Source organism: Paenibacillus sp. FSL H7-0756, assembly GCF_038006765.1.
GTDB lineage: Bacteria > Bacillota > Bacilli > Paenibacillales > Paenibacillaceae > Paenibacillus_AQ.
The window spans coordinates 956,775-969,845 of record NZ_JBBOVT010000002.1 but is presented as its reverse complement, the minus strand read 5'-3'; the positions used below and the strand labels follow the sequence as shown (position 1 = coordinate 969,845).

Sequence of the window (13,071 nt, the reverse complement as noted above, 5' to 3'; positions counted from 1 at the left end):
GAGCTGTGTTAAAATGCACTTAATTAAGCGACGGGAGTTGAAGAGTATCGTGCGGACATTTCTTGCGTAATGTAACCAATAAACAAGCGTTATTTGTGGCGCGCAATTTATGGTTGATATGCAGGAAGGGTCTGCCTCTTTTCACTCTGGTCCAAATATCCTTGTTCAAGTCTGCCTGGAGGTAAGTACCCGGGAAACAGATTTGCTGTGTTTATTTGAGCTGCGGGAGGAGAACCTTCTTGCAGCTTTTATTTTTGTGAATACAGGAGGATATGTGTATGTCTTTAATTAATGTGAGCAATTTAACCTTTGCCTATCAGGGCACTTACGATAATATTTTTGAGAATGTGAGCTTTCAGCTGGATACGGATTGGAGGCTGGGCTTCACTGGACGCAACGGACGCGGCAAAACAACCTTTCTGAACCTGCTGCTCGGCAAATATGAATACAGCGGAACGATCTCCGCTAAGGTGGGCTTCGAGTATTTCCCTTATGTGGTTGCTGACCCCACGGCTCTTACCGTGGACGTCATGCAGGAGATTGACCCGGAGCTTGCGAACTGGAAGTTCATGCGGGAGCTGTCTCTGCTGAAGGTGAGTGAGGATGCGCTGTACCGGCCGTTTGAATCGCTGTCGAACGGAGAACAGACGAAGGTGCTGCTGGCCGCTCTGTTTGCGCGCGAGAACCAGTTCCTGCTCATTGATGAGCCGACGAACCATCTGGATGTGAAGGGCCGCAAGCTAGTCAGCGATTACCTCCGCACCAAAAGCGGGTATATTCTGGTGTCACATGACCGGGCTTTTCTGGATAACTGCGTGGACCATATTCTGTCGATCAACAAGACCAATATTGAGATCCAGAAGGGCAACTTCAGCAGCTGGTGGGAGAACAAGTCCAGGCAGGACCAGTTCGAGCTGGCACAGGATGAGAAGCTGCGGAAGGACATCAAGCGTCTGTCCGATTCGGCGAAACGGACCAGCGGCTGGTCGCATGAAGTCGAGAAAACCAAGAATGGCACACTGAACTCCGGATCAAAAGTGGATAAAGGCTATATCGGCCACAAGGCCGCCAAGATGATGAAGCGCTCCAAGTCCATTCAGCAGCGCCAGGAATCCGCCATCGCCGAGAAGTCGAAGCTGCTGCGCAATCTGGAGAACGCGGAGAGCCTGAAGATTGCACAGCTGCCTTATCATAAGCAGCAATTGGTGGAGCTGGAGGATCTGTCGATCCGCTACGGGGATACAACAGTATGCACCGGTGTTAGCTTCACTCTGGAACAAGGTGACCGCATCTCCCTCTCCGGCAGCAACGGCTCAGGCAAATCAAGCATTCTGAAGTTAATCTGCGGACAGGACATTGGCTATACCGGCCGCTTCGCAAGAGACAGCCAGCTGGCGATCTCTTATGTGTCCCAGGACACCTCGCACCTCCAGGGCAGCCTGAACGATTATGCCAGAGATCGGGGAATCGACGAGAGCCTGTTCAAGGCCATCCTGCGGAAGCTTGATTTCTCACGGCTGCAATTCGAGAAGGATATGTCCACGTACAGCGGCGGGCAGAAGAAAAAGGTGCTGATCGCCGCCAGCCTCAGCGAGCAGGTGCATCTGCACATCTGGGATGAGCCGCTGAATTTCATCGATGTCATCTCGCGGATGCAGATCGAGGAGCTGCTGCTGGAATATGCTCCAACCATCCTGTTTGTAGAGCACGACCAGGAGTTCTGTACGAATATTGCAACGAAGCAGGTTCTGCTTGACTAAGCAGGTAGGGCAAATCCGGCGGGAGTGTTAATGAGACTGTAATATACACTATTCTCAGGAAAGCAGGGAACAAGCGAATGGAATATACAAAAATGGGCAATACCGGCCTTGAGGTCTCCAGACTGTGCCTGGGCTGTATGAGCTTTGGCGATGCCAAGCGCTGGGTGCACCCTTGGGTGCTGGACGAAGAGCAGAGCCGGACGATGATCCGTACCGCACTGGACTTGGGCATTAATTTCTTCGATACGGCCAATGTCTATTCTGACGGCACGAGTGAAGAAATGCTCGGACGGGCTCTGAAGGACATGACTACCAGGGATGAGGTGGTGGTTGCCACCAAAGTATTCTTCCCTATGCGAACTGGACCGAACGGCGGGGGATTGTCCCGCAAGGCGATTATGAGCGAGATCGACCACAGCCTGAAGCGGCTGGGCACCGATTACGTTGATCTGTACCAGATTCACCGCTGGGATTATACAACCCCGATAGAAGAAACGATGGAAGCCCTGCATGATGTGGTGAAGGCGGGAAAAGCCCGCTACATTGGCGCTTCTGCCATGTATGCCTGGCAGTTCCAGAAGGCGCTGCATGTGGCTGATATGAACGGCTGGACCCGGTTCGTCTCCATGCAGAATCATCTGAATCTCATCTATCGTGAAGAGGAACGTGAGATGCTGCCGCTCTGTAAGGAAGAGGGCATCGCGGTCATCCCCTACAGCCCGCTGGCTTCCGGCCGGCTAACCCGGGACTGGGCGGAATCTACGCTCCGCTCGGAAACGGATCAGGTACAGAGATCCAAATACGATGCTTCAGCCGATAAAGACCGCCTAATTGTTGAGCAGGTGGCTGCCATTGCGGCGGAGCGCGGAGTTCCGCGCATCCATGTTGCATTAGCCTGGCTGCTGCAGAAACAGCCGGTCACTGCGCCGATTATCGGGGCGACGAAGCTGTCGCATATTACCGATGCGGCGGGAGCGTTATCCCTTCAGCTGACAGCTGAAGAGATTGTCCGGCTGGAAGAGCATTACGTCCCGCATGCCATCGTTGGAGCGCTTTGAAATTCTCCATTCAGCAGACAACGGAATCAGCTTCATCCATTAAGCGCATGCCGGTATCATCCGGTATGCGCTTTTTGCTGCACTGCCACTTCTGCCCTACCCGCCGTACCCCTCTCAAGTGCGCCTCTGCTGGTAAGCGCTTCACAAGATCAAATCAGAACGATAGATATCCAACCGCTGTTATATAGGCGGGGCGGGCAGTTCCTTTTATGATAGAAGTATCAAGGGGGGAGACGATTGTACAACAAATTCTACAAATACCGGTGGCAATATCTGATGATCTTGCCCGGGGTAGTCTTGCTGTTTCTGTTCAGCTATATCCCCATGGCCGGCATTCAAGTGGCCTTCAAGGATTTTCAGATTGGCACCTCGATCTGGGACAGCACATGGGCAGGCTTGGATAACTTCACATTCCTGGAAGACCCGCAGTTCCTGACCGTGGTCCAGAATACGCTGTACATTTCGGTGCTGAAGTTCATCTGCGGCTTCCCGGCCCCGATTCTGCTGGCGCTCCTGATCAATGAAGTTACCCGGCCGGCGTTCAAGCGTTTCGTCCAATCGGTCAGCTATCTGCCGCATTTTTTCTCCTGGATCGTTGTTGCTTATATTCTGCAATCTTTCCTCACGCTGGACGGGGGGCTGGTCAATCAGTTCATCGGGCAGGCGGGAGGGGAGCCGGTGTTCTTCCTGGGTTCGACGGAGTGGTTCCGTCCAATGGTTGTCTTCAGCGGCTTATGGAAAGAAACCGGCTGGAACACCATTCTCTATCTGGCCGCCATTACAACCATTGATCCCCAGCTGTATGAATCGGCGAAGGTGGAAGGTGCAGGCAAGCTGGCACAGATCCGCCATATCACCCTTCCCGGAATCATGCCGACTATCTCCATTGTGCTGATTCTCAGTATTCCAAGCTTAATTACAGTCGGAATGGATCAGATTTATCCGCTCATGAACTCTGCCAATCATAGCGTTGCCGATGTGCTGGATACTTATATTCTCCGCAACGGCTTGCAGCAGGGCTACTTCGGGATGGCGACGGCAGTAGGATTATTGTCTTCGTTCATCAGCCTGGTCCTGGTCGTCTCAACCAATCAGCTGTCCAGAAAACTAAACGGGGAAGGACTGTGGTGAAGGCACATGAAAGCAAGCCGAGGTGAAAAAATAGCAGAATACATCATTATTGTACTGCTATCCCTGTTATGCGTATCGGTGCTGTATCCGTTCCTCTACATGCTGGCAATTTCGCTGAATGACGGTGCGGATGCGGCCAAAGGCGGGGTCTATCTCTGGCCGCGCAGCTTCACACTGATTAATTACGAGATTGTGCTCGGCAACGAGACCATCAGGCATTCCTATCTCATTACAGTGGGCAGAACGGTAATTGGCACTATTGGCGGGCTGCTGGTCACCCTGCTGGTGGCCTTCGGCCTCTCCTACCGGGGATTGCCGCTGCGCAGCACGATTCTCAGCTACATCCTGCTGACTATGCTGTTCAGCGGCGGACTCGTCCCCTTTTACATCCAGCTGAATAATCTTGGCCTGATTAATACGTTCTGGGTGTATATTCTGCCGGGACTGTTCTCCGTCTGGAACATGTTCGTCATGCTGAAGTTCATTCAGGGCATCCCGGAAGCGCTCGTCGAGTCTGCGGAGCTGGATGGGGCAGGACCGGTCCGTATTCTATGGCAAATTATCGTCCCGTTATCGAAACCTATGCTCGCTGCGCTGGGCCTGTTCACCGCAGTGGGCCACTGGAATGACTGGTTCGCCGGAGCCTTCTTCGTCACGAAGCAGAATTTGATTCCTGTGCAGACCTTCCTGCAGCAGCTGCTGTCGGCACAGGATCTGTCGGCCGTGCTGGGCTCCAACAACAATCAGGAGGCGCTGGCCCGCAGCTCGCAGCTACAGAATATTACGCTGATGTCGATCAAAATGTCTGTCGTGATGGTCAGCGCACTTCCGATTCTCTGTGTGTATCCGTTCCTGCAGAAATATTTCGTCAAAGGCGTTCTGCTGGGGTCAGTGAAGGGCTGAGCTCTAAGTTTAATGGCCTAATGGCCGCAGAAGCATTATGCAGTACAATAATATAATAGGGGGAGTATTCTAGTGACAATCAAACAAGCCCGGCTTACAGCTCTGGCCATGACGGCGCTGCTGACTATCGTCAGCGGATGTTCCGGCTCCAATCCCGGCGGAGGGAATACGAAGGCAAGCAACAGCGGTACAGGAAACAAGACTGCAGCTACTGAAGCGGCAAGCGGTTCTACCAGCTTCAACCTCTGGCTTGGCTGGACGGCGACCATCAATAATGACAGTCTGGTACAGAAATATTGGCGGGAAGAGGAGCCGGGGGTGGATGTCAAGCTGGAGGCTACACAGGGCGATGCGATGACAGCGCTTAACCTGAAGATCAATACCGGCGGGTTCGAGGATGCGGCGATCTTCAGCCGGAACGAGACGGTGAAAAGCGCCATGCGGCGCTCCAAGCAGGTGCTGCCGGTGGAGCAATATTTCGACATGCCGGATAAATATCCGGGGCTTGCGGCGATCCCGAAGCCGTATCTGGAGCTAATGAAGGACGAGGACGGCCATATCTGGTCGATTCCGACCTGGTTTGACCAGAACCCGGAAGAGCCTTGGCCGGGCTGGGCATCGCAGGGCTGGTTCGTCAGAACGGATGTGCTGGAGAAGACAGGCATGACTACAGCCGATCTGTCCACAATGGATGGGGTTGAGACCTTTCTGAAGAAGGCCGCAGAGCAGAAAGACGCCTCCGGCAAAACACTGCTTCCCATGTCCTTCCTTATGGACACTAATGATTCGCTCGGGTGGAGTGACGAGAATGCGGTTCTGACTGCGTTTGGAGTCAGTACCGGCGGCAATGGCATTCAGAAGCAGGGGGATCAATTTCTCTTCGCTTATGATAATCCCAATTATAAGGCCGCTTATCAATGGATGAATAGGCTGTACCGGGAGAAGCTGATTGATCCGGAGGTAGTAACTAATAAGGGAGAGCAGTATATTGAAAAGAACAAATCCGGCCGGGTCGCGCTGAATGTAGGCAGCTTCTGGAACATAAACGCTACAGCCTGGGAGACACTGGATGGCCCTACGGAGCCGGGCTGGTTCTATGAAGTCATTCCTTTTCCGAAGGTTGCGGGGGTTGAGAAGCTGGGCATTAACCAGGTCACGAACCCGAATCCGGGGTATGATGTCTATATCAGCCAGAAGACCAAGAATCTTGAGGCCATTCTGAAATTCCTGGATTACAGCCTGCAGCCGAAGCCGGAACAGCAGCAGGTGATGAGCGAGGGACCGGCAGGCAAGTACTGGGACTGGGTGGGCCAGCCGCTGGGCAAGTGGAAATTTACAGATGAAACGTACAAGACCGCCCGCAATTCCGGCGATGCCGCCCAGAAATCCAAAGTTACACCGGAGCTCTACATGACCTCTTCCTACAGTAATCAGTGGTATCCGTGGTGGAACACAGAAGACGGCGGTAAGGCAGGCGCAGCCAAGACGATTCAGTTCACCGAAGCCATCGGGAAGATGGGGACCATCCGCGTAGCAGAGCCTTATGATCTGATCGAGGTTAAGCAGGGCGGGGTATGGGAGAAATACTCCCTGGAGCTGGAGAATATCCGCAAGGAATACCGGGCTAAGCTGCTGATGGCGGGGGATGATACCAAGTTCGAAGCGGAGTGGAACGGGTTCCGGGAAGCGCTGGAGAAACGCGGACATTGGAGTGAAGTCAAGGCCGAGTGGCTTGGCAGATATGAGGAAGAAATATTTTAAAATATGCCGGAGCGCCCTTCACCTGTGAGGGGGGCTCCCTTTATAGTTCGTGGGAGGGCCATATGATCAAACAGAGCATAGAGAAAGCAATTATCCGTATGACCCGGTCCATGAACCTGAGAGGAAAAATTGTCCTGTTCTACGGCCTGATTGTATTCCTTCCGACGGTGCTGCTTGCTGCGGGGGCAGGCTACCTGATGCTGCAGACCGTCCGGGCCAATTATATTCTGACCATCAGGGAAGCAGTACGCCAGAGTGCGCAGAGCATCGAGTTCCGCAAGCAGAGCTATGACCTTCTGGCCACGCGGACAGCGACAGATGGTGAATTGATCTCAAGATTAACGCGGGATTATACAGATATCACAGAACAGCTTGGCACCGTCAATTACGTGGACAGATCCTTCCTGTTTACAAGCAAATACCTTCCGGGTATTGAGAACTTCCGCATCTACCATACCAATGATACGCTGGTGCAGGACGGTGGCCTGTTGTGGAAGCCTGAAGGGCGGATGCTGTCCGGACAGCGTGAGCAAGACTGGTATGCGCAGCGGCTATCTTCGCAGGATAATCTGGTATGGACCAATGCCAAGGATGACAGGAACAAGCTTGTCGTATCCCACAAAATCCTTGACAGCAACGGGGAGGTACACGGGCTGGTCTATCTGCTGCTGGATTATAAAAGCGTGTTCGCGGAATCCTTCGACCATCCCTTTGACGGTGCCGGGGAGATGTATATCGTTGACGGCAGTGAGCGGATCATCGCCTCTTCAGAACCGTCCGAGATCGCTACTTCGTTATCCTCCTCCTCGTTAAGTGAATACTGGGGCAGGGCTGACGGAACTACCCGGACTAATAACGGAACGGTACTGATTACACAGGAGATCAAATCCGGCTGGCGCGTTGGCGCACTGGTGCATCTGGACCGCCTGGAGGAGCAGTCCAGACGGATTCTGTATTATATCGCAGCGGGAATTGCGTTCTTCCTGCTGCTGTCGGTCTTCCTGATCATGATTGTTCTGAAGAATATCATCTGGCGGATACACAAGCTGGGGAACCGGATGGCGGATATCTCGGAAGGATACTTCGAAGTAAAGGTGAAGAACCGTGACAAGGATGAGCTGGGTGAGCTGGAGGTGCTGTTTAACTCTATGTCAGGGCGGCTCGGGAAGCTGGTTGAAGAGCATACGGAAGCGCTGCTTAAGGAGCGTGAGCAATCCTTCCGGGCGCTGCAGGCACAGATTAATCCGCATTTCATCTATAATTCGCTCAGCCTGATCCGCTGGCGGGCGCTGGATCTGCAGGATGAGCTGCAAGTCCGCACGATAGATGCGCTGACGACTTTTTACCGGCTGGCACTGGGCAATCAGGTTAATGTTACCCGGCTGCGCGATGAGCTGGAGCATGTGAAGGCGTATATTGATATCCAGCAGCTCCGCTATCCAGGCCAGGTGTCGGTGGAGTGGGAGGTGGACCCGGAAATTCTTAATCTCTATACCATCAAGCTGATCCTGCAGCCGATTGTAGAGAACTGTTATCTGCATGGCGTCATTACGGCCAGGGAGCATGCTTTTATTCAGATTACGGCTGAACGCAGAGGGGATGAGGTGCGCCTTCAGGTTTTTGACAACGGGCAAGGGATCGGACAGGATAAGCTTGAAAAGATACGCGCCGGTACCTGCAGCGGCACGAGGAACGGGTTCGGCATGAACAATATCAGGGAACGTCTGGCGCTGTATTTCGGTCCCTCAGGCCGCCTTGAAATCGACAGCGCAGAAGACGAATGGACGGCGGTAACCATCCATATTCCGGTCTGCATAGAACGTCCCGAGCTGAAGAGGAAGGAGGGGTAACATGCGTGCATTGATTGTTGACGATGAGCCTATGCAAATTCAAGGCCTGCTCAAGCATATCCGCTGGGAGGCGCTTGGCTACAGGAAGCCGCTTACCGCCCATTCCGGGATGGAAGCGCTTAAGGTGTTGCAGGAGAATAAAGTGGATGTGCTCATTACCGATGTGGCGATGCCCGGGATGACCGGAATTGAGCTGCTCGCCAGAATTCAGGCCGATTATCCGCAGCAGCAGTCTATGCAGGCGATAATCATTAGCGGCTTCGATGAATTTGAATTCGTGCAGGAGGCGATCCAGCTTGGGGCTAAGGCCTATGTGCTGAAGCCGGTCAAGACGGAGGAGCTGGAACAGAAGCTGGAGGCCCTCCGCGCAGCAGCTGAGAAGAAAAAACGGCTGGAGCAGGAAACAGCCCTGCTCAGAGAGAAGGTTACAGAGAGCCGGGAAGTGTTATTGGAGCGATTCATTAATGATCTGACCGGTGGCTGGATTCACAGTGATGAACTGCTGGATTCATGGCGGCGTCTGCTTGATCTTCCGGCAGGAGAGTGGCAGGCTACGCTGTTCCTGTTCGATTGTGACAGTCTTCACCTGCATCATAGCCATGATGCCAAGGAGCAGATTCTACTGGGTGAAGGACTGCAAAATGCGGTGAAGCTTGGGCTGGACGGCTTCTCCGGCGCTTATATCGGGAAAGCGGGAGCAGGTGAGACTGCTGTGCTGGTTCTGGAAGCGATTCCAGAGATACGGGCCAGGCTGGAGAAGCAGCTAAGCTTCATTCAGGAAGTGCTTCAGGAACAATATGGTGCTTCCGTTACGGTCGGAGTCAGCAGAGTGGCGTCCAGTTGGACCGAAATTCCGCTCCTGTACAAAGAGGTGCGGCATATGATTGCCGATGCACGGCTGGCCGGATACGGACAGATTGTATACTGTGACCGGCATCTGATGAATGAATACCAAGACTTCCGGCTGCGTGAGGAGTATATTCCAGAGATCGTAAGGCTGCTGGAGCTTGGGGAAAATAGCAAGGCGTCGGCTTATACAAGCCATGCTTTTGAGATGATGCTGGCCGGAGAGCCGATCTCCTTCTCTTATGTGCAGGCATTTGGAATGGGACTGCTCAGCGAGCTGGCACGCAAGCATAAGCGGGAGCAGGACACGGATACCGAAACGAACATTCTGATGTGGCAGCGTCTAATTGACTGCACCGGAGTGGAGGAGGTGCGGAAGGCCGTTCTGGAATTTCTCGCGCATTATACACAGCATAAGCAGAAGGAGCAGACTGCGCAGCAGCATCATTTGATCCAGCAGGTACGGCAGCATCTGGCCGCAAATCTGCAGGAGAATCTGACGGTGAAGCAGCTGGCCGGGCTGTATCATCTCAATTCAAGTTATTTAAGCGTGCTGTTCAAAAAAGAAACAGGCCAGACAATCTCCGAATATGTCCAGGAAACACGCATGAATAAGGCCAGGGAGCTGCTCCGTGATCCTGGCATCAAGGTGTATGAAGTGGCGGAGCAGGTAGGGTTTCAGACGGCGGCCTATTTCACCTTTCTTTTCAAGAAGACCACGGGTACCACCCCGCAAGAGTATAGAGATTACCATTACTAGGAGTGATAATAGTGCTGTCAAAGATCAGCCTTGAAGGCGAATGGAAGCTGCAGCTGGGAGAGAAGGGAGAGGGACTGGTATTACCTTTTACCGATGCAATCAGGCTGCCGGGTACTACGTCCCACGCCCGTAAAGGGCAGAAGAATAACGGGATTCTCGCAGGTGCACTAACCGATGAATATCTGTTCGAAGGACCGGTCTGGTATTCCAGAGAGGTTGTGATTCCGGAAGAGCTGGCGGATAAGCACTGCTGCTTATATCTGGAACGTACAAGGCTTACCACCCTCTGGGTGGACGGCGATGAGATCGGCAGCCGTGACAGCTTGAACACTGCGCATGTATATGAGCTGCCGCAGCTGCAATCCGGGAGTCATACGCTTACTATCCGGGTGGACAACACCGGCTATCCGACCAAAGGCGGGCATATGACCTCGCCGGATACCCAGACCAACTGGAACGGGATTACCGGCCGGATGGAGCTGCAGTTCTATGGAGAAGCCCGGATTAGCGGCATTAGGCTGGAGTCTGATTTGCCTGCACGTTCGGTACGGATCTCGGCAACGCTGGAGAGCATGCAAGGTGCTACACTCGCGGTATCTGCCAGTAGCTTCAATAGCGAGACAACGCATTCCGCAGAGGAACAGGAATATGTCATCGCACCGGGTTCGTTCACTATAGACTATGCACTGGGTCAGGGTGCGCTGCTGTGGAGTGAATTTGCTCCTAATTTGTATACTGTGACCCTTGTTCTCATGGGCAGTGACGGGATTCCTGTGGACCGGCAGGAGCTGATCTTTGGGCTCAAGTCATTCCGGGCTGAGGGGGACAAGTTCACCATTAATGGGGAAAAAACTTTTCTGCGCGGCAAGCATGACGGCCTGATCTTCCCGCTCACCGGCTATGCTCCGACCGATGTGGAGGAATGGGTACGAATCCTTGGGATCTCCAAGTCTTACGGGATCAATCATTACCGCTTCCACACCTGCTGCCCGCCGGAGGCCGCGTTCACCGCTGCGGATCTGCTCGGAATCTATATGCAGCCGGAGCTGCCGTTCTGGGGAACGATCACAGTAGCGACGGACGAAGGGCATAACCAGGCGGAGCAGGATTATCTAATCAGCGAAGGATATGCCATCTTGCGGGAGTTCGGCAATCATCCTTCCTTCGTGATGATGTCGCTGGGCAATGAGCTATGGGGCAGCAAGGAGCGGATTGATTCCTTCCTTGCAGATTATAAAGCGTTCGATGACCGACCGCTCTACACTCAAGGCTCCAATAACCATCAATGGGTGCCGGAGGTGCTGGAGCATGATGACTTCTTCAGCGGTGTACGCTTCACACGCGACCGGCTGTTCAGAGGCTCCTATGCCATGTGCGATGCTCCGCTGGGACATGTCCAGACCTCGCTGCCAGGTACAATGAAGGATTACGACGACCAGATTGTTCCGCCGGGCTTCGGGAACAGTGAAGGAATGTCCGCCGATGCAGGCGGCGAGATCCTGATCCAGTATGGCACCGAAGCCAAGGCCGTACAATCCGGCAGTGAGTCCGGGGAGTGGATTCCGCAGGTTCCGGTAATTTCGCATGAGATTGGCCAGTATGCTACGTTTCCGGATTTCGCGGAAATCGGGAAGTACACAGGCCCGCTGAAGGCCGGGAACTTCGCCATTTTCCGCGAACGGCTGGAGAGTAAGGGGCTTGGCCATCTGGCCGATGCCTATTTCCGAAGCTCCGGCCAGCTCGCTGTTGCTTGCTACAAAGAAGAGCTTGAGGCTGCCTTCCGTTCCCGCCGGCTAGCGGGGTTCCAGCTGCTGGATCTCCAGGACTTCAGCGGCCAGGGTACAGCACTCGTAGGTGTTCTGGATGCCTTCATGGATTCCAAAGGGCTGATCAGCCCGGAAGAGTGGCGGACCTTCTGTAATGATGCCGTGCTGCTGGCAAGATTTCCTAAGTATAACTACGCCGCCGGGGAGACCTTCGAGGCCCATGTGGAGCTGAGCTGCTTCCGCAGCGGCATGCCGGAGGCCATCGAGCTTCACTGGGAGCTCGCGGTTGAAGGGGGAGTTCGGACAACAGGCTCAGCCGGAGCCTTTATTCCTGCCGGAACCCACCACATTGACATTTGTGATCTGGCGGTTGAGCTTCCGGCAGTTGACCGGATGAGCCGTGCGGAGCTTACGCTCCGGGTCGAAGGAACTGATATTCGTAAGAGCTACGACTTGTGGATATATCCTGAGCAGAGGGATAACCCGCTGGAAGTTGAAGGCTTCCATGTGTTCACAGAGCTGTCTGAGCAGGCAGTCTCCCTGCTGGAGCAAGGCGGCAACGTGCTGCTGATGCCTAAGCCGCAGTCGGTTCAGAACGGAATCGAAGGCTATTATTGCACGGATTTCTGGTGCTACCCGATGTTCCGCTCGATCTCGGAGAGCATGAACCGGCCGGTTCCAATTGGTACGATGGGCCTGCTGATTGATAACGGACATCCGGTGCTGCGCGATTTCCCGAGTGAAGCGCATTCCACCTACCCATGGTGGACAATCGTTCAGAATTCCAAATCGCTTATTATGGATGAGGCAGACCGCAGCTGGAATCCCATCGTACAGACCATTGATAATTTCGAGCGTAATCACAAGCTAAGTTTCCTCACAGAGTGCCGCGTAGGTAACGGTAACCTGCTGCTGTGTGCACTGGATGCCGCTAAGGTAAGCGGAACTCTTGACGGCAGACAATTTTTGACCAGCATAGCCGGTTATATGAATTCTGCTGATTTTAAGCCGCAGTACCAGGCAACGATTGAAGAGCTTCGGGCATTAATTTGTTAAAATGATCTAATAGAGCTGTCCCCAAGCCGTAAAGCGGCTATTGGGGCAGCTCTTTATTTAGGTATAACGCCAGAATCCATAGGCCTCGCGCTATAAATTGTAGGCCGGAACGATAGTAATTGCATTTTGTACAATGGATTGCTGTAAAAAAGGCTTCTAAATAGAATCTATTGTATTCGG

8 protein-coding genes are annotated in these 13,071 nt (G+C 53.5%); all 8 read left to right on the top strand.

Annotation, left to right across the window (positions count from 1 at the left end; translation table 11 throughout):
• The first annotated feature begins 278 nt into the window (after nucleotides 1-278).
• A complete protein-coding gene (locus NST04_RS20785) occupies nucleotides 279-1,760 on the top strand; it encodes an Lsa family ABC-F type ribosomal protection protein (protein ID WP_341185946.1) in 1,482 nt (493 codons plus the stop codon).
• A gap of 77 nt (nucleotides 1,761-1,837) precedes the next feature.
• The gene (locus tag NST04_RS20780; protein ID WP_341185945.1) at nucleotides 1,838-2,818 is read left to right on the top strand and encodes an aldo/keto reductase; all 981 of its coding nucleotides are present in this window, start codon (nucleotides 1,838-1,840) and stop codon (nucleotides 2,816-2,818) included.
• A 237-nt stretch (nucleotides 2,819-3,055) separates the two neighbouring features.
• Nucleotides 3,056-3,949, top strand: coding sequence for an ABC transporter permease (locus NST04_RS20775; RefSeq protein ID WP_341185944.1), 894 nt, complete (start codon nucleotides 3,056-3,058; stop codon nucleotides 3,947-3,949).
• 6 nt (nucleotides 3,950-3,955) lie between these two features.
• On the top strand, nucleotides 3,956-4,852 hold the full coding sequence (locus tag NST04_RS20770) for a carbohydrate ABC transporter permease (protein WP_341185943.1): 897 nt from the start codon (nucleotides 3,956-3,958) through the stop codon (nucleotides 4,850-4,852).
• A gap of 72 nt (nucleotides 4,853-4,924) precedes the next feature.
• Nucleotides 4,925-6,613 (top strand): hypothetical protein, encoded by a 1,689-nt coding sequence (locus NST04_RS20765; protein ID WP_341185942.1) that lies wholly within the window; start codon nucleotides 4,925-4,927, stop codon nucleotides 6,611-6,613.
• A gap of 62 nt (nucleotides 6,614-6,675) precedes the next feature.
• Complete coding sequence (locus NST04_RS20760) at nucleotides 6,676-8,463, top strand: sensor histidine kinase (RefSeq protein ID WP_341185941.1); 1,788 nt, start codon at nucleotides 6,676-6,678, stop codon at nucleotides 8,461-8,463.
• Between the two features lies 1 nt (nucleotide 8,464).
• Complete coding sequence (locus NST04_RS20755; RefSeq protein WP_341185940.1) at nucleotides 8,465-10,069, top strand: response regulator; 1,605 nt, start codon at nucleotides 8,465-8,467, stop codon at nucleotides 10,067-10,069.
• Between the two features lie 11 nt (nucleotides 10,070-10,080).
• Complete coding sequence (locus NST04_RS20750; RefSeq protein WP_341185939.1) at nucleotides 10,081-12,891, top strand: glycoside hydrolase family 2 TIM barrel-domain containing protein; 2,811 nt, start codon at nucleotides 10,081-10,083, stop codon at nucleotides 12,889-12,891.
• The last annotated feature ends 180 nt before the right edge of the window (nucleotides 12,892-13,071 follow it).